Source organism: Paenibacillus sp. PastF-3 (assembly GCF_029893135.1).
Taxonomy (GTDB): Bacteria; Bacillota; Bacilli; order Paenibacillales; family Paenibacillaceae; genus Paenibacillus_AQ; species Paenibacillus_AQ nitricinens.
The window spans coordinates 270090-294643 of sequence record NZ_JARXWM010000008.1; the positions used below are offsets into that span (position 1 = coordinate 270090).

A 24554-nucleotide genomic window follows, 5' to 3' on the forward strand; every position below is an offset into this window, starting at 1 on the left:
CTTCTTATACCCCTGCGATGACGGACGGTGTTGCGATCATGTGCCACAAATTCGCACTTATCGCTCTTGGGCCGTCATCGTCAACGAGACCGTCGAACGTCAGTAGCTCTTCTTCTAATTCAGCTATCTGTTCCACTTTCCCTTCGGCATAACTATTGATTCGATGAATAGCCGTCCTAATCCTCTGAAGCATTCCTCCCATACGAAGATCAAAAACATCAAGACCAAACACCTTATTTTCCAGCTCCCATTGCACCCGATAATCATCCATAAATCGACCGGCTAAATCTGATAATTTTGGCAAAGTCACCTTGGAAAAATGAGCCAATTCCTCAACATTTCCTCGATGATAAGCATCACGTATGGAAATCCCTATTTCGCTCTTTATTTCAAGCAAGCGACATAAGCTGGCTTGTACAGAGAATAAGGATTGCCAAGGCAAATTGCGAGTGATCGCCTGTTCGAGCTTTTTCGCACTTTGCTGATAATGCTTCGAATACACGGTAGGAATAACATGTCGATCGAACAAACCACACAAAATATCTTGATAAAGCAAGTATTTAGCCGGATTGATAGAACATCCCCCAGGTGCCGAATTTCCTGGAACCAGGTTGGCCGCATCGAGTGCCATAAAGTCATCATAATTGCCTTGCACGCAGCTACTGAATCTTTCTTTGACATGATTCTCCACGAAACATCCCGTGTAGCACAGCTCCGCCCAAAGTTGAAGGGTAGGAAGAACCGAGAAGACGGAAGCTTCAGCACCGTTATCTCCCCATGCGGTAATCAGCACTTCTTGAATTCCATGCTTAACACAGCTATCATGAGCCAGCAGACTGACTTTGCGGCTGAATTCATTGTTTGGAGCGAAGCCCATCCATTTCCAAGCCCCACCTGCAAATCCGATATGATCATTCAGCTGCTTATGTTTGCGTAACATTCCGTCGTATTTCTCCTGCGTTTCCGAATAGTAATCCCAATAGATCAAAGTAACTTCTTCAGGGATCAGCTTAACAATATCGGGGCTGATTGGACTTTCAGCATCGTAATATTCTCCAGAACTGGCCAGACGGAAAAACATGTCGCTCCACATCATCGCACGGAAACCATATTTCCTGGCGATTTCCATAACAGTGCTAAAGTGTTTTAACATCAAGGAGAATCGATCTTGGTATCCATGCTTATCTAGATATTTACCAAGTCCCATCATATGCGCTTCGTCCATCCCAATGTTTATGCGGCGACTGCTTAGATGAGTTGCCATGAAAGCGAACATTCGATCAATTAACTCGTAAGTTCTCGGATCATCAATGAGGAGAATGTCTTGGAAATCCACTAGCGGTGCATGTGCTTGCCATTTCAATGCTTGGCCCAGATGAGCCAGCGTCTGGATACAAGGAACCAATTCTATACCAAATAGCGCGGCATACTGGTCCATCTCCCGAATTTGCTCCCCTGTATATCGACCTCTTAAATAACCGAAATAAGGATACCCCTCAAGTTCGTAGGTGTCTTCCGTATACAGTTGAGCCGTTGAATATCCCATAAGCGCTAAACGCCGAATCAATTCCTTATATCCTTCATGGTTAAGAACAGCATTTCGCGAGCAGTCTACCATGAAACCTAGCTGTTCATAAACCGGCATTTCATTAATTTCAACTCTCTCACCACGACGTATATTCTCTAGAAATCGGCTGAGCGCCCTGATCAATTGATGTTCCTGTTCATACGTAATAGTGACCTGAACCTCATCGTAAGATATTCGAATGCCCTTCCCTTGTTTCTTACAATTCACTGGAATCCCTGACCGTTCTATACGAATACTCAATATTCCCGCTACTTCTGAAACAGCTGCTAACTGTTTCTCGGTTAACCCTGTCAAGTGAATGCTATGAATCATAGACTTTCCCCTCCTAATCTTATAATAAGTATGCGATCAGTAGCGCCGCACATTCTTGATTCTTCTTCAAATCATTAAACGGAAGATCCGGGCTGTTTCAGCCCGGATCTTCTCTATCCATCAATTATTCAATACCTTGTTCTTTGGCCTTCGCATTTACTTCTTCTATCATTTTATCAAGACCTTTAGCCTTATAATCGTTCAAAATGTTATTCCAGTAACTTTCAACGGGTTCTTTGGAAAGCATAATCTTCAGCAGATCATCATGGTCAAGCACAGTAAATTTATCCTTTGTTGGGGTGGACATATACGTTAACCGGATGTCGTATTCCGGAACCTTCGTATTATTCTGAATCCAATCGATATAATCGACAGCTTCTTTGCGGATCCCTTCATTAGCGATCGTCGGGTTATCCATGTTATAGCTATCTGAAGTTTCATAAGCCACCAAATTCTTTAGAAATCTGCTAGCTGGATACTTCTCATTTAATGAACCCTTTTCAATGACAACCTTCTGCCCATTTTCGATCTTGTAATCGACACCTTCAATGCCATAAGTCAACAGGTCCTTGCCTTCAGGAGACAACACATAATCATAGAGTGCCATGATGCGATCCATCTTTTTATCGTCAACTTTATTGCTGAAATAACTTTCCGACCAGTACGTTTTAAAAATAGCATGTGAGCGTTCACCATCAGGTCCAATAAGTGGCTTGAGTGCCTTTATGCTCTCCATGATATCCTTATCCGGATAAGCTGTTTTCCAGCGTTTTTCATACATATCGCTATTTAAATTTATAAAACCGCCACCGCTTAGAAGAGCAGCTGCTTTGCCGGCTACGAAATTGTCATAAGACTCTGCCGGCTTAACAAGCGCAATGTCTGGATCGATCAAGCCTTTTTCGTACATATTCTTCATGTTCTGCAACGCGGGAAGCGCATTTTTCGAAAATACAGCGGGTATAAACTTACCATCCTCTTTGATCCATTTAAAGTCACTGCCGCTTCCATCACTCGTGGCAACCGGGTTACCGTACAACCAGAAGAATCCGCCCAGCATCTTGGTAGTTGTCGTCGTAAGACCGGTAATATGCTTACCTTCCGGATCCGACTTCACGATTGCATCAAGCATAGCTTCAAACTCTTCCCAGGTCTCAGGTTCTTTTGTGATACCAGCTTTTTGAGCAAGATCCCATCGATAGAACACCATACGATCCAGTGCGCTCCAATCGACACTCGGGAACATCCGGCGAGGAACGGTATAATACTTTCCGTCTACACCTAAACCTTTAATGTCCGGCGATTCGAAGTATTTTGCAAGGTTAGGGTACTTAGAAAGCTCCGGAAGTGCTTTGACAACACCTTGTTCAACCCATTTACGCTGATATTGCGTCCCCACAGCGTCGATCGCGAAAATATCAGGCAATTGACCGGAAGCAGCCCACATTTGAATCTTCTGGGTATAGTCATCCCAGGTCATATTGACAGGTTTTAATGTAATGTTGAACTTTTCCAACACTTGTTTGGCGATTGGGTCTTTTTCGATGTTAGCAATTTCAGCATCCGCGTCCCAGAAACCAAGAGAAATGGTCATTGGATCCTTGTAAGGGGTGTCCGTGGAATTAGAAGAATCTGGAGATCCTTCACCATTTGATGCCGCCTGCCCTTTGTCGTTATTGCCTCCACCGCAAGCTGTGAGCACCAGAGCCAATAAAGTTATGCATAATGCCAGTGTCAAAATTTTCTTTCTAAGCATGCTTGAAACCTCCCTTTATACTATTTTAGGATAGAATCAATCTATTTAAAATCTTTCTTATCCTTTTATCGAACCTACCATAATCCCTTTATTAAAATGCTTCTGCAGGAACGGATAAACAACAATAATCGGAATACTCGAAACTACAATTGCTGCCATTTGAAGTGCAGGTGTGTATACCTTCCCCGTCTGCTCCTGCTCGGCCATCGTCTGTGCCATTTGACTTAGCAAGGAATTCGAAGTAATGAGTGTCTCCCGTAGATAAATCTGAAGCGGTGCTTTTGCAGCATCACTGATAAAGATCAACGCGTACCACCATTCATTCCATCTTTCCACGGCATAGAACAAAGCAAAGGTCGCCATGAATGGGGCAGAGATTGGAATAATGATTTTGTAAAGGATGTACAGATCATTTGCCCCATCCAGCTTAGCTGACTCTTCCAAACTTTCTGGAATCGTATTGAAATAGTTTTTCATAATGATCAGGTAAAACGTATTGAGACCGGCGGGTATGATCATGACGAATATATTGTTTACGAATCCTAGATCTTTAACGACTAGATAAAAGGGAATTAAACCCCCATTAAAAAACATAGTGAACAAGATCAAACTAAGCATTATGTTTCTTCCCGGCATGCCCCGCTTGGATAATGCGTATGCTCCAGCAACAGAGATCGTCATGCTGAACAACACGCCAAGCGCCGTGACAATGACAGAATTTAAAATTGAAGTCCAAAACTTCATATCCTGAAGCAACAGCTTGTATGCAGACAGGTCAAACGAAAGCGGAAAAATATAAAAATCACTTTTACTAATCGCTTCGAACTTTGCAACAGAGATAATAAGAACATTATAGAAGGGAAAAAATGTTACTAGTGCTAGAAGCCCCAGAACTACGAATGCGACGATATCGAAGACACTCCATTTTTTCCCCTTTTTAACCGTTGTGTCGCTCACTTCCTTCTCCCCTTTTCCTGCAAATTAATACAGTCCTTCCTCACCCATTTTCTTAGCGAACGAATTGGCCGCCCATAAAAGAATCAGGCTGATAATGGACTTGACGACACCCACGGCAGTCATATATCCAAAGTCGCCCCCTATCGTGAATGAAGTCCGATAAATGTATGTATCGATCGTGTCGGCAACCGAATATACCGGTGAACTATACAGATTGAATATTTGCTCGAAGCTCGAACCTTGGGTTAGTAGTTGTCCAACTTGAAGGATTAGCAGGACTGCGACTGTACTCTTCAGTCCCGGCCATGCGATGTTTAGCAAACGGCGAAACCGGTTCGCTCCGTCCACTTCCGCCGCTTCAAACAGCTCAGGATTGATCCCTGCAAGCGCCGCTAAGTAAATGATTGAATCCCAGCCGATCTCTCGCCACACATGTGTGATATACAGAACGGGTCTAAATGCACTTTCATCTACAAGCGGAGAATTTGGATCCCCGCCAAACAACATGATGATCTGGTTATAAATCCCGTCCTTGCTTAAAATATTGATGATAATCCCCGACAGTACAACCCATGATATAAAATGCGGGAACGTCAGGATCGTCTGAAAAAACCGCTTCATTTTTGTCCTGGAAAACTCATATAAAACAATCGCCAGGATAATGGGCATCGGGAAATGAGTGATCAACTTCATCAAGCTGATAATGACCGTATTCCAAAATGCCCTTCGAAAATCGGGATCGGTCAACAGCGTTTGAAAATTTTCTAAGCCTATCCAGGGACTTCCCAGGATCCCCTTACTGTAATCAAATGATTTAAATGCTAACGTTATACCGTACATGGGAGCATAGCTGAAGAGGGCGTACCAGATTAACACCGGTAGAACCATGAGGTAAAAATACTTGTAATGTAAAATCGTTTTTCCTAAGCTTTGCTTAGGAGCATTAGTCTTTAAGCTTCGCTTAGGCGTACGAGCGGTTACAGAATCAGCCAATCTTCTCCCCACCTTTCTGTATGAGATTGTTTATGCTTGTAAGCGGTTTATATGGTAAATTATATCGGGAGTGTAAATTATCTTGTATAGAGGATACAACTCCGGTCATGTGGATTTTTCACACCTTAGTGCGTTGACCTTCCTGTGACACGTAATATCGGACATAGTGAGCGTAAGATAGTCCATACCCCCCTTGATCCACAATCGCTAGGATTAATCTAAGAGCTCCATATAGAAAGGGGGATTCACTTATGCGTTCAGTGATTATTGCAGATGATGAGAAGTGGATTGTAGAGGGAATTAAAGCAGGAGTGAATTGGAAGAAATACGGCTTTGAAGTCATCGACGATGCCGAAAACGGGCAAGAAGCCCTGCAATTAATTCAATCGCTTCGCCCCACCCTTGTTCTAACAGATATTAAAATGCCTGTAATGAATGGACTTGAGCTCATTCAACGTGGCAAAGCTATCGCTCCTGATACAATCTTTATCGTACTTAGTGGACATGCAGAGTTTGCTTATGCACAAAAAGCGATGAATTATGGTACGTTCGGATATTGCCTGAAACCTTTTGAAATCGAAGAAATTGAAGGAATGCTCAACCGAATAGCCCAGCAGCACGAATCGAAGGTGGTTAAAGAAAGCCCTGTCCACGACTTCGAACTATATGAAGCGGTTTGTTCCGGAGATCTCGAACGAATTAGCTTATGGTTGGATGAGAAGAGAATTCCTTTGTCAAAGGATACGCCACATATCCCCATTGTTATCCAAGGGTTAAGTTCACCTGCAGATGTCGGCCAGTTCTCTCCCCTGGTCTTCCCGATGAGCCGCCGTCGGTATGGCTACTTATTGGAAGAGTGCCAATACGAAGTCTTCCTTCGGGGTCTTGAACATACAGAGGTTTTACAAGAGTGCGGGGTTGGAATTGGTTCTCCTATTTCGGATATACACCAACTGGATGCGGCTTTAGAATCCGCCTCTCATGCTGCATTCAGCATGTTCGCAACGGGAATGCCAGGATGTTATCGGTTGATTCAGCAACAGGAAATACCGATCGATGAGAAGCTCAAAGAGATTTCCCGGATTCTTCATAATAAAGACCGGCTCGGTTTTATAGCAGCCATGGAATCGATAAAGAAATTATTCAAAGAGGGAACGTTCACCATTAAAGAAGCCTATTTGCTCTACACATCAATCCTGTACTTATTTCCTCGGGAAGGGACTCGGGTTAACGGCCGTTTTTTTGAAGGATATGAACAGCTCTATTATAGATACGGTACGGCTGAAGCTATGATCGATGATTTGATTCTTATGACGCTAGATATTTTTATGAGCAGAAACGAAACTGATATTTCACGAATTTCAAACAACAAAGTCAAAGAGATCATGTTGTACATCCACAACCATTTTAATCAAGAAATCTCGATTCAACATTTAGCGAATCAGTTTTTCTTAAGTCCAAATTACTTATGCCAATTATTCAAGAAAGAAGTCGGCGAGACCATCATCGAACATATCAGTCGTTTAAGGATTGAATACGCTTGTAAAATACTGGTCGAGACGAACCTTTCCATTTACCAAATCGGCGAGAAATGCGGTTTTCAGGATTATTTCTATTTCACGCGAATTTTTAAGCGGCATCTCAAGATGACACCAACGCAATATAGGGAACAAAACAATGAAGACATTTAAGAGACTATCCATCCGTACTCAGGTTTTGCTATTCGGGTTGTTTATTGTTGCTATTATCCCAATCATCGTCTCTAGGGTATACCAACTATCAAGCGAGACCATCATTAATCAAAATACGCAATACAATACAGAGCTTGTCTCCCTTCTCAAGCAACGGATTTCTAACAACTATGCCAACGTTTCTTCCATGATGATGAATGTAGGGTACGATTCGACCGTCCAAAAGTTCCTAGTCGAGAATGATAAGCTTCGAGGCTACGACCTATCCCAAAAGGTAGAGGGGCTATTGAGTATCGCGCGAAATATGAATACAGACATCTTAGATATTATTGTTATCGGTAGCTCTAACACACGTATTTCATTAGCGGGAAGAACAAAATATGCTGTCGATCTTATGAAGACGGCTGGGGATGATGGAATCGTTCATTATCGCGGATACAGTCCTCCAGATAAGGTCATCGACAAGAGAAAATTACTGTTCGGGATGAACATCTTTGCTTCTGGTGACACGTCCCTATATGGCGAAAAAATCGGCTACATCGCAGTTATTGTGGATATGAAGGCTATTCAAACTGAAATTTCAGAGTACCCTCGATTGGTCGGAACCAGCTTTTTTATGATGGATGATAAAGGGCTGATCTACTCAAATAGTGATGAACCGGAGGACATGCTCCAGCAGTTTCAAACTCGGGCAACTGGAAGGAATGGAGAGTCAATCGTTGAAACAGTCAACGGAAAGAAATATGCTATTCAGTCCTTTATCTTACCGGAGATTTCTGGAAAAATCATAACCGCTGTTCCTGTCCATAATTTAATGAAAGAACTGGAGAAATTAAAGAAGGTCAGCTATGCTCTTCTAGCATTAATCTTGTTGGTCGTCTCTATTCCCTACTCTGTGCTCATGATGAATCTCTTAAGACCATTGTCTAGGCTTATGCGCTATATGAATCAATTAAAAGGCGGAAGTCTAGGAATATTGAACAACAAGGTCGATTTAAAAGGCTATGCTGAAATTGAAATCATCTCTCGGCAGTTCAACGATATGACAACGCGGATTCACGATTTGACGGACCAATTAATCGATGCAAACACCCAGCTTTACCAGACAGATCTGGAAAAACAACGTGCCGAATACTCGTATTTGCAAAGTCAAATTAATCCCCATTTCTTAAGCAATACTTTAGATACAATCAAAGGCGTTGCGATCGTAAAAGGAAATCGGGATATTTACGAAATGACTACCGCCTTAAGCACAATGCTCAAGTATAGCATCAAAGGCAAAGAGGAGGTCACTCTTGGGGAAGAGCTGAAAATCGCAGAATCTTGTGTGAGAATTTACCAAGGCCGTTTCCCTGACAAATTCAGTTACAAACTGTTCTGTCCACCTGAATGGTTACACATTCCCGTACCTAAAATGATCCTTCAACCTATTGTCGAAAATGCACTTGGTCATGGGCTTGAGGCTCAAGGTCAGGGAGTCTTGCTGATCACAGTAGAGAAAAGCGAAGCGGGACTGCTTGAAATCGCTGTAGAAGATAATGGTGTTGGCATCGTTGGTGCGAGACTGGAACAGCTAACCGAGCTGCTTGCTGGTAAGAACATAGAGTCCGGCGATCATATCGGGCTCCTAAACGTCAATAACCGTCTAAATCTTAAGTACGGTGATCCTTGCGGCGTTCTGCTGTACAGTAAGGAAGGTAGCGGGACGAAGACCGTTTTGAGGCTTCCCGGGGCTTTAATTGATCAGCAAGAAGCCAGAGTGTAAAAAAGGAGGTTGCCCATTCAGGGGCAGCCTCCTTTCCATTTGTCTTTCTTTCCTCATTCAAAGGGACAGCGCTAAGCATCCTGTGAGGATGAGCTCACATATCCTTTCGCATGATAGGGTCCACCTTCCATAAGTACCGTCCATAATGGATCGATATCACAGTCCATGGAGCTCATCATGATGTCATGCCATTCATTCAACAGATAGACAGCCTTCATACAAATGTCTTTACTCACTTCGGCGAGATTATGTTGTTCATAAGGATCATGCTTCAAATCAAACAACATTTCTTTCGGAAATCCATGGTGTCCGTCATGATAGGTGCGTATATATAACCAATCCTCAAACCGGATGCTGCGTTGACACACATGCGCGCATTGTGAGATTACGAGATACTCACGCCCTCCTGAAAGTCCCTCCAGAATGGTATCAGCATAACTTTCACCATCCCAAGAAGGTGCCCCTTTCAAATTCAAAAGGCTTGCTAATGTCGGTCCGAGATCAAGGTGATAATGTAGTCCATCCTCCACGATTCCCTTCTTGCCCCCTGGCCAGCGGATAATCATCGGAATGCGGCAAGTCGCCTCGTCTGCTGTGCCGTGCTCGGAGTAAATCCCTAGCTCGCCCAGGCTCTCTCCGTGATCCGCTGAGATCAAAATAGCTGTATCTTCCATCACGCCAAGTTCTCTCAGCTTGGAAAAGACTTGCCCGAGATGTTCGTCCAGATATTTAACTCCAGCATCATAGTTGTCAAAGATAACACGCAGGTCGTCATGGTTCTTTATCTCCTGATTGTGCCTGAAATGCTGTTGGTAATGTGATTTAGCAAGCGCATTCATATCTTCGATACTGTGCTGTCCCTTCTTCTTTCGGTGAAGCTCAAACACCTCTTCAGTGATCCACTCGGGTAAAGGGTCCTTCTCGAACGGATTACCATAGCTCCTGGGTGTACGATAAGGTGTATGGGGATCCCAGAAATTCAGGTGCAGAAACCAATTCTCGGACTCCCCATTATCCTCAAGCCATTTAAGTGCCACTGGGAGCACCTGTTCTGCCGTCTCATGTCCCCTTCCGCCAACATTGAACACTTCTTGAAAACCGGCATTAAAGGTCCAGGCTGAATGTCGTTCGGCGAAGGTGCTGATCGAAGCGGTTTTCATGGCCGCTTGCCTTAATATAGCTGGAAGACTTTCCATTCCCAGCCGGTCATTAAATTCGCGCTTCGCCCCTTCTCTACGCATATCAGCAGCGGTCCCGCCATGTCCTACAATCCCATTATGAATGCCAAATCGTCCCGACATTAAAGCAGAACGGGACGGTAAACACGGCGCATCTGAACAATAATAGTTGGTAAAGGTGACACCTTCTTTAGCGATTGAATCGATATTCGGGGAGGTATTCCGCTGATAGCCATAACATCCCAGATGGTCCGGGCGAAGCGAATCCAAATCCAAATACAAGATTCTCATGAGTTATACCCTGCCTTTCCTTTTCATCGAAATGGTTACGCGGCGATTCGGGCAGTTCAGAATGATCTGCTCATGCTTATAGAGTATATGAATATGGTAAGCTCCGCTATGGAGTAACGATGTTTGTTTTTGTATATTCGATACTTTTTCGGTACTCTGCCGGACCCTTGCCGTATTCGCCACGAAATACCTTACTGAAATGCGAAGCATCATAATAACCACATCTCTGGGAGATATGCTCGATGGTATAATCCGTATACTCCAACATTTGTTTAGCTTGCTGCAGCCGCAATTTTCGTAGCATTTGCATAGGTGTCAATTTATATATTTTCTGAAACGCCCGGCTAAAATAAACAGGATTCATATGATAGAGCTTGGAAAGCTCCTCTCTACTAATCTCCTGATCAAGTCTCTCCTCCATATACTGCAACGCCTCGTTAAAGCGGTCGGTGACATAGGGGTCTCGAGATGAGCGGCGCCCGCCAAGCTTGGTGCTCTCCATGATTTCATAAAGGAGAAAAAATGCCAATGAACCGACCTGAACATTTCTGAAATCATCCTCCTCCTGCAACCACAGGCTCCGCATCTCGTCAAACCTTCGCTCATATTCGCTTCGATCCCGGACCCGAATCACCTTGCCTAGCGGGAATAACTTAAAAAAATCATTTCCGTCTTTAACTTTAGCGTTAATATTAAACAGATAATGTACACCATCCGTTTTGGAAATCACATTAAAAGGCTCGTTAGAACGGTGGATCATCACATCTCCTGCAGAAGCAACATATTCTCCCTCGGAGGATGTCGTCAAAACCTCACCTTTTTGGATATAGGAGACGGTATAACAAGACTGGACGTAATCGAATATAACCCGCTTCTGATATTGAATTTTTATGACGTCCAGCACGGTGATATCAAACTGACTATGAATGATAGAGGACAAAGAAGTTCCTCCTTCTAATGTAGTAGTCTTTATGTATTCTCAACCGGTATAATCAGCCGCACATCGAAAGCCAATATTTCCTGCAGAGCTGTCTGGTGTATTTTTGCTCCTGGCCGCCACCCGATAACGGTTACAATAAGATTTATGGCACAAATACGATCCTCCGCGCATCGACCTTGCTACGCCACTTACAGGGCCTCTCGGATTCTCGGATTCGGAAGTTAAATGATAGGCCTTAGTAAACCAATCCTCGCACCATTCCCACACGTTCCCTGACATATTATAAAGACCATATCCGTTAGGTAGATAGGATTTTACTGGTGCCGTACCTGCATAACCGTCACTGGCATGATTTTTATCAGGGAACTTTCCTTGCCAAATATTGCAACGATGTTCTCCGCCCGGTTTTAATTCGTCCCCCCAAGGATATCGTTTCTGAACTAGTCCTCCTCGTGCAGCATACTCCCATTCCGCTTCCGTCGGCAGACGTTTGCCAGCCCAGTGACAATAAGCATCAGCATCAGCCCATGATATGTGGATCACCGGATGATCATGGCGTTCATCTACATGGGAATCCGGACCTTCCGGATGACACCAATTCGCTCCCTCTACCACCCACCACCAGGGGGTTTGAGTAGCTACTTGGGTCACCTTTTTCCCTGTCTCCATGGAAACAAAAGAATGAAACACATAAGACCAGCCGAAACGCTCCGCATCTGTAACGTAGTTTGTTTCCTTGATAAAAGCAGCAAACTGCTTATTCGTAACTGCCGTTGCATCAATCAAAAAGGTAGATAAGGTAACATTCCTAGCGGGCCCTTCTCCGTCTTCGGGGAACCCCTCTTTGTCATCCGTCCCCATAAGAAAAGTACCTCCAGGAATAAGGATCATGTCCGAGAAATCTGTATCCCCTTCTGGTCTTTGGATAGTTGTGTTCTCCTTACAAACATCATCGATGGAACCTTGTTTCTCAACTTGATTTCGACTAGCTGAGCAGCAAGCCCGTATATTCTCTGACATGTATTACCTCCAATCCGGGATCGTCCCGGCTCTGTCTAAAAAAAGGCTACACCAAGAATGCCAGAGGCAACAATAATGGTGAGCGGATGCAGCTTATATTTCATTAAACCATAAAGTGCAGCGAATACAATGATCAACGTGCCAATGGTTTGCCAAGTAACGAAGGCGTGTTCCACGCTATTTAAACCAAACCGAATCGCAGCATAGGCAATCAAACCCGTAATCACTGGTCGCAACCCATAAAATAACGTTTTAATCCATTGACTGTCCCTCACCCGATAAAAAAAGATGGAAATAAAAATGATGATGATTAATGAAGGCAGAACCATGCCTAATGTGGACACAATCGCTCCTTCAATTCCAGCTACACGATATCCAATCAAGGTTGCACTGTTAGTTGCAACAGGGCCCGGTGACATCCCTGCGATGGAAACTACCTCTTGAAATTCCCTTTCAGATAACCAACCACCAGCCATAGCTTCATGCTGAATCATCGGAATGATGGCGTACCCTCCCCCAAAGGAGAGCAGTCCAATTTTTATAAAGATAAAAAATAAATTCCAAATCACATCGCTTCCCCCTAGATGTAATACTCCGGATAATTCGACTCTTCATCTGAATCATTCAAGGAATCCTTCTCTGTCCGAACTTGGAGCCCAAAGAGCTGTTTGATTGGCATATATACAAACCCGATAATCAATCCAGCTGCGATCACGTAAATGGGATTGATTCCGGAAACTAATAAAACAATCGGTATAATTAGCGCCGTAACAGCCGTAGTCTTGTCAAATATAGCGTTCTTGGCCATTCGATATGCTGCTACTAGGATCAAGGCAATAACAGCACCATGAATCCCCTTCATGGCGGCAATAACTTTTGGTTGGTCGGCCAGAAGTGAGTAAACGGCGCTAAGCAAACAAACAATGATAAAGGTTGGAATCGTAATCCCAGCGATTGCAGCAATCGCACCCTTCACACCAGCAAGTCGATAACCAATGAATGCCGCCGCATTTACTCCTACCCCACCTGGTGCTGCGCCAGCTAAAGATAAAATTTCATCCATCTCCTCTTCAGCTAGCCATTTCCGTTTAGTGGAAATTTCCCGTTCGATCATAGGGATCATCGCATAACCTCCCCCGAAAGTAACAGGACCGATTCGAACAAATACCCAAAACAACTGGAGCAATAGACTTATCCTTAGGTCTGTATTCGTCATCGCATTTGTTTTCATAGTTGTTCTCATGGACTCCACCCTTATATTTTCTGTCGTAATTTCATTATATCACTTTTTCCCAAAATGGAATTAAGTTTTTTGAACGGTAAAATACATTCTTTGGGTTATGCGTTATACTATATTAATGTTAATAAATACAAACTTTATTAAAACCGATCTTACTAGTTCACCCTATATATAGCTTGGAGGTATATCGTGGAAAAGCGCTCGACACACATTCCATCCCCAAAGAAACTCCTATACGACCGAATCGCCGAACAAGGCACAGTTTCCAAGTTAGATCTTCTACAAACATTTTCACTTACCAAAAGCACAATGACCCGAATATTAGATGAAATGACGGAAGAAGGCTTGCTGATAGAATGCGGATTCGGGGAATCTAGCGGAGGCAGAAGACCTATTTTATACCAGATCAATCCTTCCTACGGTTACATCATCGGTTTAGAGATTTCCAGGCTGTATTCTTCCCTTGGTTTATTTGATATGCAAATGAATCCAAAATCAATTGTTCACTGGAGAATGGATCAGGCATTCACACCTGAAAGATTTATGGATCATGTAAGTAGTCAAATACGCGCTTTCCTCAGGGATCATCAGTTAGTGGACAGTCAAATTATTGGCATAGGAATTGGAGCCGTGGGACCGCTTGACCGGGATAATGGTTTTATCTTAAAACCGCTACACTTCCCTTCTTCTGGCTGGAACAATCTGCCTATTTGCAAATTGGTGGAGGAACGAACGGGCTTCAAAGCTCTGCTCGACAACGGTGCCAATTCCGCACTCCTTGGAGAACGATGGTCCATCCGTCACGCTAACATTCAACATATGCTCTATGTTCATGCTGGAGCAGGGCTCCGCTATGCGATGATGTCGCATGGAAGTATTGTTCATGGCACGATGGATATGGAAGATGCCATTGGTCAAATGATCATCCAGACAGACGGACCCCGATTAAATAATGAAGGGAATTACGGAGCTTTAGAAGCATTCGTTTCTGTGCAGGCGCTCGAACAAAGTGCACGTTCAGAGGCAAAGATGGACAAAGATCTGATCCTCCAAAGATACAAAGTATCGCCGGAGAAGCTGACTTATGATGTATTGGTACAAGCCTTTAGAGAGGGTAATCCACACGCCCGTGAATTATTTACCCAAGCCGCCATTCACTTCGGTATTGGCCTCGCCAACGTTATTAACCTGTTTCATCCTGGAACCATCATTCTAGGTGGTGCGCTCATCCACTCTCACGAATTGTTTTTCCAAACGGCGGTTGAAGTGGCACAGCGAAACACTTACCGTTATCCTGAATACCAACCTCATTTCTCCCTGGGTACATTAAAAGAAGAAGCTGTGGTGACTGGTGCGGCTATTATGGTGAGAAACCAAATGGTTCTTTAACATATCAAAAAGGTTGTTTCACAACAATTTGCATGATTGTTGGAACAACCTTTTTTAAAAATTTGAGCTATAGTGGTTGACAGCAACTCTTAAATTTTTTCCCGCTTCCGCAGAGACATGGATCATTTCTACCTGGAAGTAGTTTGTCACTTTTCCTGAACGCCAGCATCTGCTCCGATTTAAGTCGGTTTGCTAGCAGTATCATTCGTTCATAGGCATATGAGTAGAATATTTTATAGCTACTGCAGAAATAATCAACCTCAGTACGATCATGAACATCAAGCCAATTCCGGTTGCGTGGGCATCCCCCATTGCAAAAGCTAAGATATTCACACTTATAGCATGATTCATTCATATTGGGTTTCATTAACAAAAAGTCATCATATATAGGGCTGGTAAGCAGTGCTTCAAGGTCGGTATAGCCGATATTTCCTAACCAGTGCTCTTCATCAATAAAGAAATCGCAAGGATAAGCATCCCCGTTGGTTTCAAGCACCATCATCTTCGGACAGCATGAGCTGTGAACGCACAACTCTGCCTCCCGATGCATGAATACTAGAAGCATATTCTCAAAATTACGAATGGGAAGCTCTGGATACCCCTCGTTGTACCACAGATCAAATGTACGGCATAAAAAGACTCCGTATTGTTCAGGTGTAATTCGAAAGCGGCCAGGCATATCACTCTTCTGTGAAACAAAATCCATGCAAGGGATAAACTGAACATAGGGAAATTTTTGTTCTTGGTAAAATGCCATCAAATCGTCCGGTTTCGTTACGTTATCTTCATGGATCACCGTCAGAATACTATAGTCCACACCCTCATTCTGTAAATGGCGAACCCCACGCATAACTAGATCATAACTACCTTTCCCCGAGCCCGTTATACGATGCGCATCATGAATGGGCTCAGGACCGTCCACACTAATCCCAACCAAAAAGTTATACCGTTTAAAAAATTCCGCCCATTTCTCGTTAATAAGCGTTCCGTTGGTCTGCAGCGCATTACTAATCATTGTATGAGGTGGAGCGTACTTAGCTTGGAGTGAAATCACGCGTTCAAAATACGGAAGTCCGGCCAATAGCGGCTCCCCTCCCTGCCAAGAAAAAGTCGCTATACCTGATGATCTTTTCATGTACTGAGCGATAAATCGCTCCAGAAGATCCATATCCATCACCCGGATCGGTTGCCGAGGATGCCCCCCTGCTGTGCTGTAGTAGCAATAATCACAGGCTAGATTACAATCCTCTGAGACGGTTTTCCACATGACATTAAGGGTTTGTGGCCTTGTGGTCTGCATGCATGTTGCCATACGAGTCTGCCCCTCCTATGTATATACTATCTTTGTTAAAGCGATTTCCTATGTCTTCAATTAAATCATAGGATGCAAATCATCAATGAGTAAAACATCACAGTTAATCGAATAATTGGACATAAAAAACACCTCCCCATAAACTAATGAGAGTGCAGTATATTTGAGAATGGGATTCGTTTGATTACAGTATTTTAGCGAAAAAAATAGCCAGTCGCTGAATTTCCAGCGACTGGCTATTTAAACTTGTTAGGTACTTTAATCCCAAATTTCAAACGGGGGCAGTTCCGTTTCGGGGACTTTAAATACTAATGTTGTTTCATGTTGTACGGACGTATTCCTTATTTGCTGTTTCCAACATTGATTTCCAATCTGCAAACTTCGTCTCTCTTGCTACATGACGATCAAAAAGTTCATCAGGTATGTCAGCAACATCTTCTTCTGTCTTTACTTGAAAGTTCCCTTTGATTAAAAATTCATCAAAACTCATCCAGTTCGAGTATTTTTTCATAAACTCTTCATTAAACAGCTTTTCAAAAGATATTTCATTGGGATCTTCTTGATTCATTTTTTGACCTTGAAGTTCATTCATTAATTCTTCCATGGTCATTGGTTTTTGTCTTCTCAAATTACCACTCCTAATTTTCTATTATGGTTTCTGATGATTATGTTAATCTATAAATCACACGAATCCTAATCTTAACATAATTCCAACGATTTCACCTTCGATTTTCATTTTAATACGTAAATGATAAGCTAACTATCCCAAATATAGCAATAAGCCTCCCTTATTCATATAAGGAAGACCTATTAATATTATACCTTCTAGGACAATTTCACCAAGCTGTAGTTTTTCTTACCCTTACGGATAATGATAAACCGGCCACCGATCGCTTCATTTGCTGTAACTTCAAATGCTACATCGCTAACTTTTTCACCGTTCATGGAAATTGCGCCTTTGGTGATATCTTCACGCGCTTGACGCTTAGATGGCTCGATCCCGAGATCAACCAACCACTCTACGATGTTTTTGGATTCCAGTGTAGTTTCGTAAGTCGGCATTTCCTTGAAGCCTTGCTCGATCTCATCAGCTGTTAGGGATTTGATATCTCCACTGAACAGAGCAGCAGTAATACGTTTCGCCTGCTCCAGCAATTCTTCACCATGCACGAATCTGGTCATTTCTTCAGCTAGTGTTTTTTGAGCCTCACGTTTATGTGGTTCAGACTGTACTTTTTCTGCAATTGCATCAATTTGTTCTTTAGAAAGGAATGTGAAGTACTTCAAGTATTTCACAACATCACGGTCATCCGTATTCGCCCAGAACTGGTAGAACTCAAACGCAGTCGTTTTGTTCGGGTCCAGCCAGATTGCTCCACCAGCTGATTTACCAAATTTCGTGCCATCGGATTTCAGCATAAGCGGGATAGTAAGACCGAAGGCTATAGCTTCAGATCCTTCTTTTCTACGGATCAAATCCAGTCCACTTGTAATGTTGCCCCATTGATCAGAGCCACCAATTTGCAGCTGCACATCTTCATGCTGGTACAAATGCAGGTAATCTAGGGATTGCAGGATTTGGTAGGAGAATTCCGTAAAGGAAATTCCGCTGTCCAATCTGCTCGCTACAACATCTTTGGCAAGCATCGAATTGATGCTGAAGTTCTTACCATAGTCACGCAAAAACTCAATAACATTGATTTTATGCGTCCAATCATAGTTGTTCACCATGCGAATTTGATTGTCGCCATCGGTTACGAACAGTTTTTTCATTTGTGCCGTAAGTGCATCCACGTTCGCTTGAATTTGCTCCAGTGTCTGCAAAGAGCGTTCAGACTGGCGTCCACTTGGATCACCAATCGTACCTGTTGCACCGCCAATTAGAATAACCGGACGATGGCCTGCAAGCTGGAATCTTTTGAGTACCATGAACGGAATCAAGTGACCAATATGCATACTGTCACCCGTCGGGTCTACACCGCAGTACACTGAAACGGATTTCTTGTTGGTCAATTCTCTAAGCCCTTCGGCATCGGTTTGTTGATTGATGGCATCGCGCCATTCTAGTTCGTCGATAATATTCATTGCCTAACACCCCTTAAATTAGTAGATATCCTATAACGAATCATCAGTCCGCCAAGCAAATATAAGGATAATTGATGAAGTGAAACCTATAAATCCCTATATTTAAAAACAAAAAAATCGCCCCCTTGTCTATTGTAGACATAGGGACGATTGAATAACCGTGTTACCACCCAGATTGCACCAATGAAACGCTAATGCTAAAACACAGCATTGATGCCACTCGTGACGAGATATCGTTCGCCATTCCGCTCGGTGTTAGCCGAGATACTCCAAAGTGTAATTCGTACTCTTAGTGTGTACCGGGTTTCATCAACCCCCGGCTTTCTGGAACAGGGACTAAGCTACTACTGGGCTTCTTCAACGTATATCGTATATAAGATTACAGCCAGTATAGTGAAATAATTCTTCAATGTCAACATCTTAAGCTGAGAATGCTGAGTCACACTCCTGCTGTGATGCACTACTAGGCATTGCCTATTTTTTTCTGTTACAATTACGAAAAAAGAGGTGAACGACTCCGTATGCTTGATCCAATCGATAATCATATTTTAGAACGCCTAACTCAAAACAGCAGAATCTCCTACACCGATCTAGCTAAAGAAGTTAATTTATCTAGTGTAGCGGTTAAGGATCGTATTGATCGGCTCGTCAATCAAGGAATTATTGAGCAATTCTCAATCGTCATTAACGCAGAAAAGCTAGGAAAGAAAATTTCCGCATATTTGGAGCTTGAAGTAGAGCCTTCTCATTTAAATCATATAGTCGGGATCTTGAAAGAAAATGAACGCGTAGCCGTACTTTATGAAATGACAGGGCCTTGCATTCTTCACATTCACATTCTAGTTGAGAACCTTGAAGAGATGGAACGGTTTATGCATGAATCCATCTACTGTCTGGACGGTCTAGTCCGTGTAGAAAACCAAATCTTATTAAAGCGCCATAAAAATCAGGACGGTCTAAATATATAAAAAAAGAACCGACTTTATAAAGACGGTTCTCCTCTGGTTTGGATCTTATAATGATTAAGAAATGATTGCTAATTATACTAATTCACCTACTCTGTTTTAGATAACTTAGCTTTATAAAATTTCGCGAAATATTCACTGACCTGAGTCTTCTCTTTTACAACTTCTATTGGAGCAACGAGCTTAACGACCTCTCCATTATACATTCCTGTCGTCGCCCCGACTTTCATCTCTAGAACATTATTATTGTAGCTTATAGTTACTGTCTGAGTAGCCGGTTTCCAGCTCACCTTCGCACCAAAGCTTTCAAAGCTGCTACGTAATCCCACTGCCTTGCGCTCCGAATCACCGAATTGGCCTTTATCGATCAAAGCATGCACGCCCCAATTACCATCCACCACCTGTGTAATTCCGAAATCCGCAGACACAGACATCAGTGAGTACGCTTCATCCTCACTCAAATCCATTCCACCCATTAAAAAATCTTTCGTTTTATGAGCAGCATCCTTCATCGCTTTGTCGATGGAAGAGTTTTTGAAGATATCTGTTTGTGCACTTGCTCCGAGAGCCTCCAAATAATTCGCATAACTGAAGCCATGCACAACCCATTCGTACTCATTTTCAAGTAATGGGAAACTTAACCCATTCAATTTTTTGTTAAGCGTTGCTTTTTTATGAAGAATGACTTGTATATCACCAGTGACCGATGTCTCGATAGCCGTTCCGTTAATCTCAGAATCCCCTTGACCGGCATGCGGATCACCAATCGACAGTAGCGCACCCGGTACGGATACAGGGTAATACATCGTTGCACCTTCAGTAATCCGCCAATCATCTACATTGCCACCATTGTAAGAAGGAGGGACGGAATCAACGATATCTGCTTCTTTAGGCGCCACACCCATCGTGCCGAAGTGGAGACGTACTGGAATCTTTATACCTTTCAATACATCAAAGTTCTTATCAATCGTATTATGGTCTACAATTACACCTGGGTAGTCGATTGTCGGGTGCACTTGACCATCCGGATCGGTTTGCGCTGTCCATCTGTAGTTATAAACAGCAGTTGCATAATCCGTCCCACCTTCAGTATCCATCTCATAGATGGTGACCACTTCACGTTTTTTCGGCTCCTCAACCATATCTCCGTATAGATAACCCCAGTTCGCCGCGGCATTCACGCCATAGGTTTTACCTGCGTATTTGTCATTTCCATTAGGTCTCAGCTTCATGTCCAAAATCTTCACTTCCAGAACATCCCCTGGCTCAGCGCCTTCTACTGCGATAGGTCCCGTCATAATATGTACGCCTGGTCCACGAAGCGCTTCGTTCTTCTCCCCTTCTATCCAGTGAAAAATATCTTCAACACCCGCATCCCCTTTAATCATTCGGTCGTAATCATCACCGGAATGATGCGTAATTGCCTCGACCGTTACAATATCTCCTGATTGTACCGTTAAAGCTGGATTACCCTTACCAATATTCCCCCAGCGAACAGTCTCCGAGTTTGCCTTTAGAACATGAGTTTTCGGTTTATAAGCACCAATATCAGTGTTAGCATACATAACACTAACTGATGAATCAACTAGCAAAACCGTTGATAAAATGACACTAACCTTCAGGAATATTTGTCTTTTCATAGTCAGATCCTCCTCAACTCAATTTAATGTTATATTTTATAACATATCGTGTTTTTGAGTATAACAGATGGATTCCAGATTAACAATATAAATATTTATACACTTCTAAGCTTAAATAATAAGTTATAACTATTAGATATCTTTAATTATCCAAGCCCGCTTCTTCGTTACATAAAAAAAACGCCAACACTTATTAGCTAATTAGCCAAAGTGTTTAACGTTCTATCATCCATTCTAAAGTGATACTTCATTTTCAACGTAGAGCAGTTATACTCCTTGTTGCCCGTGTTACAATCCGCTTCGTTTCCTTGGAATCCGAAGAAATCAACCACTTCTCGCTAAGCTGCAGCACCCATTCCGGATTGCTTTTACTCGCATCGTTCAGCCAATTACTTACAGAATCCTGTACGTATTTTGCCGGATCTGATTTAAGTGGATCTAATAATGGAAGAGCTATTGCTGGGTTTTCTTTGAGCGCAATAATATGCTTCGCCCATACCCCATGTGGCCGCGTCAATTCGATCGCATATCTCCTTATGTTCGTATCTTGATCATAAACCCAGCTCTCTAAGAACTTAATGGATTCATCCAATTCTGCAATGACCGATTCCCTTAAAGCCATCCATGAAATCTCGCGTACCCCAAAATGATCATCCGCTGCAAAGGGACGGATATCCATTAGCTTTTGCGACAGACTTAAAGATTGATTTAGACCGATCATATAGGCAGCCCAACAGCGGACACTATCGGAATGATGCTGCGCTAAAGCTGAGAATACTCGGACTTGTTCCGCCTCTGATTTGCATTCCAACACCTGTTGCCACTCCCGCGCAATAGCCGGTATGAGCTTCATGATTTTCTTTTCCGATGAATCGCGAAGCCTTTGTAAAATCGGTTCGGATTCCTGTCCAAAACCTAGCTCGTCCAGCACATTTCCCAACAAAACCATATGGTCCACAGCAAGCCATTCCGTTAGATTTACAGTCTGTAATTGTCCTTTATGCAATAGTCCTACAACTTCAGCAGGAATATCGCTAACTTTTCGAGCTCCCTTCCTATGCTCCATAGAAATCTTCCCTTCACCTATGATTTTAAAGGCTTGAATAACCTTCTTCTTATATTTAGGATACGGGTATTTCTAACCATAAAGATGTAATCTCATTTACAACTCATAATCTTTATAAATTTCTACCGGAGACTTTATCATGGTGGATAAGTATAGTTCTGAATCCAGTCTGAAGCACCTCAGCTTTTACCAACTCTTGCAATGCCATAGTAACCGCTTCTCTGCTCGCACCAATCAAATTGGCGATTTCTTGATGTGACAGTGGAACATTGATTTTATAATAATTATCCTCACTTTTAACGCCTAGTTGATCCGATAACTTTAAAAGAACGCACAATATTTTATCATGCAGATTTCCGATGGCTAGGTTATGAGTTAACTGACTCATACTTTTTATACGATCGCTCAATACTTGCATTAATGACATCAAAAATCTAGGTCGAGTAGCTACGAATTCTTCAAATCTTACAGGATCAATTGTACAGATATGACACTCTTCCATGGCTTCAATGTAATGATCTTTCGTTCCAAACGAAATCACGTTCATTTCACCAAAAACATTACCCTCACTCAAAATATCCGAAGTAAACTGCTTCCCATCCGCATTCAATCGGTATAAACGTACCTTTCCTTTTTTCACAAAAAATAATCCTTCAGAGAAGGTTGGCGGTGTTTGGATATATGTATTTTTCGGAACCACTGTTATTCGGGTCAACTCTTCCATTTCCATTAGATCTTCCAGCGCTAACGATTGAAGCAAATTGAATTGAGATAAATAATGAATAGTCTCCATGGCCCCTCCCTTATATAACGTTATTCGTTATTTTAGTATACCGCACAAAAAAAGCCACGTCCTAAGGACGCAGCTTATTCATTAACGATTACTTGCTTCCCAGCGCGCTACTTCTTCACGAACACGAGGGGCTACTTCCGTTCCCAGCAGTCTAATCGCCTGCATAACATCCTCATGAGGCATTGTACCGTGGGGCATATGTAAAAAGAATCGCGTAATCCCCACATGTTTGCGAAGATGAATGATTTTGTTTGCAACGGTTTCTGGATCACCTACGTAAAGAGCGCCATCAAAGCTGCACGCTTTATCATAATCGGAACGATGGTAGGGTGGCGTCCCTTTTTCTATCGCCCGCACATTGGTTCGAGCATGCGTTGAAGGGAAAAATTTCTCCAAAGCTAACTCATTCGTCTCAGCAATAAACCCGTGAGAATGCGAGGCAACCTGTAAGTTTGAAATATCATATCCGGCTTCAGCCGCTGCATTTTTATAGAGCTGCACATGTTTCGCATAATCAAGCGGAAGAACATTCCCAATAATTGCTAAAACAAAAGGCAAACCAAGCGCCCCTGTGCGAATCGCTGACTCTGGGCTTCCTGCACTCCCAATCGAAATTGGTAACGGATCTTGAACCGGACGCGGATAAATCCCCAGATTGTTTATGGCCGCTCTATGTTTGCCGCTCCAGGTCACTTTTTCTGACTTTTGGATAGCTAATAACAATTCCAGCTTCTCATTAAAGAGTTCTTCATAATCTTTCAGATCATAGCCGAATAATGGGAAAGACTCTGTAAATGAGCCGCGGCCGATCATAATTTCTGCACGTCCATTCGAAATGCCATCTAGCGTTGCAAAATCTTGAAATACACGTACGGGATCTGCTGAAGACAGGATCATTACGGCACTGGTCAACCGAATTTTCGAAGTCAACGATGCAGCTGCAGCTAACACAACCGCAGGTGATGAAGCCGCATAATCATGACGATGATGCTCGCCCACTCCGTATACATCTAGTCCCACCTCTTCGGCAAGTACAATTTCCTCCACTACTTCACGTAGCCGTTCTGCATGACTTATTGTCTCACCCGTTTGGACATCGGGCGTTGTCTCGACAAAGGTACTTATTCCAAGTTCCACTTTTCATTTCCTCCTAATGTCTGCACGTTGCATTATTCTCTAGATGTAAATATTTAAATATTCATGATTACTATGAATCAAGAAACTCATTATAATAGGATTCTCCAATAATTCCAACTATTTTAGATCCCTCGATTATAGATCGGACAGAGGAGCCATTATTTTAATGACTTTGGTCATTTTTCTAAACTATTGGACTCAGATGCAACTATTCACTGAATTCACCTATAAAATTTATATTCTAGTGGGAATAAGAGCTATACAGTCTGAAACGATTGCAAAATGAAGCAATAGCTGCAATACGGTCCGATGCAGCAGGATTACGCTCTATCGGGCTACAACCGGTTCAGCCCCTTAATTATGGAGTCATTCTCTTGAAATCTCAGGTTTTCACAGTTTCTTAAAGTGAGATTTTCACCTCTCCCATTTGGCCTGC

Annotated in this window: 20 protein-coding genes and 1 other annotated feature; of the genes, 4 read left to right on the top strand and 16 right to left on the bottom strand. The window is 42.8% G+C overall.

The window, feature by feature from the left end; all coding sequences use genetic code 11:
* Nucleotides 1-4: 4 nt before the first annotated feature.
* The 4 genes from M2444_RS18235 to M2444_RS18250 all read right to left on the bottom strand — a co-directional run bounded on the left by M2444_RS18235 (nucleotide 5) and on the right by M2444_RS18250 (nucleotide 5606).
* Nucleotides 5-1900: a family 20 glycosylhydrolase gene (locus tag M2444_RS18235; RefSeq protein WP_280787693.1), complete on the bottom strand. Its 1896-nt coding sequence runs from the start codon at nucleotides 1898-1900 to the stop codon at nucleotides 5-7.
* 124 nt (nucleotides 1901-2024) lie between these two features.
* Nucleotides 2025-3656, bottom strand: a complete 1632-nt coding sequence (locus M2444_RS18240; protein WP_280787694.1) for an extracellular solute-binding protein — start codon at nucleotides 3654-3656, stop codon at nucleotides 2025-2027.
* 57 nt (nucleotides 3657-3713) lie between these two features.
* Nucleotides 3714-4613: a carbohydrate ABC transporter permease gene (locus M2444_RS18245; protein WP_094868840.1), complete on the bottom strand. Its 900-nt coding sequence runs from the start codon at nucleotides 4611-4613 to the stop codon at nucleotides 3714-3716.
* A 24-nt stretch (nucleotides 4614-4637) separates the two neighbouring features.
* Nucleotides 4638-5606 carry an ABC transporter permease gene (locus tag M2444_RS18250; RefSeq protein ID WP_280787695.1) on the bottom strand — a complete coding sequence of 323 codons (969 nt, stop codon included), beginning with the start codon at nucleotides 5604-5606 and terminating at the stop codon, nucleotides 4638-4640.
* Between the two features lie 251 nt (nucleotides 5607-5857).
* Here M2444_RS18250 and M2444_RS18255 point away from each other — a divergent pair, with 251 nt between their 5' ends.
* Together M2444_RS18255 and M2444_RS18260 are read left to right on the top strand one after the other, a co-directional pair.
* Nucleotides 5858-7297 (top strand): response regulator, encoded by a 1440-nt coding sequence (locus M2444_RS18255; protein ID WP_280787696.1) that lies wholly within the window; start codon nucleotides 5858-5860, stop codon nucleotides 7295-7297.
* On the top strand, nucleotides 7284-9062 hold the full coding sequence (locus M2444_RS18260; protein WP_280787697.1) for a cache domain-containing sensor histidine kinase: 1779 nt from the start codon (nucleotides 7284-7286) through the stop codon (nucleotides 9060-9062). Before M2444_RS18255 ends, M2444_RS18260 begins: the two co-directional genes overlap by 14 nt.
* Nucleotides 9063-9133: 71 nt before the next feature.
* Here the strand turns inward: M2444_RS18260 and M2444_RS18265 are convergent, their stop codons facing one another.
* The 5 genes from M2444_RS18265 to M2444_RS18285 form a co-directional block, all read right to left on the bottom strand.
* Nucleotides 9134-10531 (bottom strand): sulfatase family protein, encoded by a 1398-nt coding sequence (locus tag M2444_RS18265; protein WP_280787698.1) that lies wholly within the window; start codon nucleotides 10529-10531, stop codon nucleotides 9134-9136.
* Nucleotides 10532-10637: 106 nt separating this feature from the next.
* On the bottom strand, nucleotides 10638-11471 hold the full coding sequence (locus M2444_RS18270; protein ID WP_280787699.1) for a helix-turn-helix domain-containing protein: 834 nt from the start codon (nucleotides 11469-11471) through the stop codon (nucleotides 10638-10640).
* A 39-nt stretch (nucleotides 11472-11510) separates the two neighbouring features.
* Nucleotides 11511-12491, bottom strand: coding sequence for a formylglycine-generating enzyme family protein (locus M2444_RS18275; RefSeq protein ID WP_094875243.1), 981 nt, complete (start codon nucleotides 12489-12491; stop codon nucleotides 11511-11513).
* A gap of 35 nt (nucleotides 12492-12526) precedes the next feature.
* Nucleotides 12527-13060: a chromate transporter gene (locus M2444_RS18280; protein WP_094868835.1), complete on the bottom strand. Its 534-nt coding sequence runs from the start codon at nucleotides 13058-13060 to the stop codon at nucleotides 12527-12529.
* 11 nt (nucleotides 13061-13071) lie between these two features.
* Nucleotides 13072-13734 (bottom strand): chromate transporter, encoded by a 663-nt coding sequence (locus M2444_RS18285; protein WP_256989699.1) that lies wholly within the window; start codon nucleotides 13732-13734, stop codon nucleotides 13072-13074.
* 186 nt (nucleotides 13735-13920) lie between these two features.
* Here M2444_RS18285 and M2444_RS18290 point away from each other — a divergent pair, with 186 nt between their 5' ends.
* Complete coding sequence (locus M2444_RS18290) at nucleotides 13921-15120, top strand: ROK family protein (protein ID WP_280787700.1); 1200 nt, start codon at nucleotides 13921-13923, stop codon at nucleotides 15118-15120.
* Nucleotides 15121-15187: 67 nt separating this feature from the next.
* On the opposite strand, the gene M2444_RS18295 is transcribed toward M2444_RS18290, so the two are convergent.
* The 3 genes from M2444_RS18295 to tyrS all read right to left on the bottom strand — a co-directional run bounded on the left by M2444_RS18295 (nucleotide 15188) and on the right by tyrS (nucleotide 18517).
* A complete protein-coding gene (locus M2444_RS18295; protein WP_280787701.1) occupies nucleotides 15188-16432 on the bottom strand; it encodes an anaerobic sulfatase maturase in 1245 nt (414 codons plus the stop codon).
* 319 nt (nucleotides 16433-16751) lie between these two features.
* The gene (locus M2444_RS18300; RefSeq protein WP_094868832.1) at nucleotides 16752-17042 is read right to left on the bottom strand and encodes a hypothetical protein; all 291 of its coding nucleotides are present in this window, start codon (nucleotides 17040-17042) and stop codon (nucleotides 16752-16754) included.
* Nucleotides 17043-17257: 215 nt separating this feature from the next.
* A complete protein-coding gene (tyrS, locus tag M2444_RS18305) occupies nucleotides 17258-18517 on the bottom strand; it encodes a tyrosine--tRNA ligase (protein ID WP_280787702.1) in 1260 nt (419 codons plus the stop codon).
* Between the two features lie 139 nt (nucleotides 18518-18656).
* Nucleotides 18657-18887, bottom strand: a binding site (T-box leader).
* A 151-nt stretch (nucleotides 18888-19038) separates the two neighbouring features.
* Here tyrS and M2444_RS18310 point away from each other — a divergent pair.
* Nucleotides 19039-19485 (top strand): Lrp/AsnC family transcriptional regulator, encoded by a 447-nt coding sequence (locus M2444_RS18310; protein WP_094868830.1) that lies wholly within the window; start codon nucleotides 19039-19041, stop codon nucleotides 19483-19485.
* A gap of 86 nt (nucleotides 19486-19571) precedes the next feature.
* Here M2444_RS18310 and M2444_RS18315 read toward each other — a convergent pair whose 3' ends face one another.
* The 4 genes from M2444_RS18315 to M2444_RS18330 form a co-directional block, all read right to left on the bottom strand.
* A complete protein-coding gene (locus tag M2444_RS18315; protein WP_094868829.1) occupies nucleotides 19572-21122 on the bottom strand; it encodes an acetamidase/formamidase family protein in 1551 nt (516 codons plus the stop codon).
* A 253-nt stretch (nucleotides 21123-21375) separates the two neighbouring features.
* A complete protein-coding gene (locus M2444_RS18320; protein ID WP_094868828.1) occupies nucleotides 21376-22188 on the bottom strand; it encodes a DNA alkylation repair protein in 813 nt (270 codons plus the stop codon).
* A gap of 112 nt (nucleotides 22189-22300) precedes the next feature.
* Nucleotides 22301-22981, bottom strand: a complete 681-nt coding sequence (locus M2444_RS18325) for a Crp/Fnr family transcriptional regulator (protein ID WP_094868827.1) — start codon at nucleotides 22979-22981, stop codon at nucleotides 22301-22303.
* 81 nt (nucleotides 22982-23062) lie between these two features.
* The gene (locus M2444_RS18330; protein ID WP_280787703.1) at nucleotides 23063-24118 is read right to left on the bottom strand and encodes an Atu2307/SP_0267 family LLM class monooxygenase; all 1056 of its coding nucleotides are present in this window, start codon (nucleotides 24116-24118) and stop codon (nucleotides 23063-23065) included.
* Nucleotides 24119-24554: the final 436 nt, after the last annotated feature.

Bases quoted from the DNA above. Each gene is read 5' to 3' on its own strand.
- M2444_RS18325 (WP_094868827.1), bottom strand. From the start codon at position 22,981: ATGGAGACTATTCATTATTTATCTCAATTCAATTTGCTTCAATCGTTA.
- M2444_RS18235 (WP_280787693.1), bottom strand. From the start codon at position 1,900: ATGATTCATAGCATTCACTTGACAGGGTTAACCGAGAAACAGTTAGCA.
- M2444_RS18320 (WP_094868828.1), bottom strand. From the start codon at position 22,188: ATGGAGCATAGGAAGGGAGCTCGAAAAGTTAGCGATATTCCTGCTGAA.
- M2444_RS18260 (WP_280787697.1), top strand. From the start codon at position 7,284: ATGAAGACATTTAAGAGACTATCCATCCGTACTCAGGTTTTGCTATTC.
- M2444_RS18310 (WP_094868830.1), top strand. From the start codon at position 19,039: ATGCTTGATCCAATCGATAATCATATTTTAGAACGCCTAACTCAAAAC.
- M2444_RS18295 (WP_280787701.1), bottom strand. From the start codon at position 16,432: ATGGCAACATGCATGCAGACCACAAGGCCACAAACCCTTAATGTCATG.
- M2444_RS18300 (WP_094868832.1), bottom strand. From the start codon at position 17,042: ATGACCATGGAAGAATTAATGAATGAACTTCAAGGTCAAAAAATGAAT.
- M2444_RS18275 (WP_094875243.1), bottom strand. From the start codon at position 12,491: ATGTCAGAGAATATACGGGCTTGCTGCTCAGCTAGTCGAAATCAAGTT.
- tyrS (WP_280787702.1), bottom strand. From the start codon at position 18,517: ATGAATATTATCGACGAACTAGAATGGCGCGATGCCATCAATCAACAA.
- M2444_RS18265 (WP_280787698.1), bottom strand. From the start codon at position 10,531: ATGAGAATCTTGTATTTGGATTTGGATTCGCTTCGCCCGGACCATCTG.
- M2444_RS18255 (WP_280787696.1), top strand. From the start codon at position 5,858: ATGCGTTCAGTGATTATTGCAGATGATGAGAAGTGGATTGTAGAGGGA.
- M2444_RS18285 (WP_256989699.1), bottom strand. From the start codon at position 13,734: ATGAGAACAACTATGAAAACAAATGCGATGACGAATACAGACCTAAGG.
- M2444_RS18240 (WP_280787694.1), bottom strand. From the start codon at position 3,656: ATGCTTAGAAAGAAAATTTTGACACTGGCATTATGCATAACTTTATTG.
- M2444_RS18315 (WP_094868829.1), bottom strand. From the start codon at position 21,122: ATGAAAAGACAAATATTCCTGAAGGTTAGTGTCATTTTATCAACGGTT.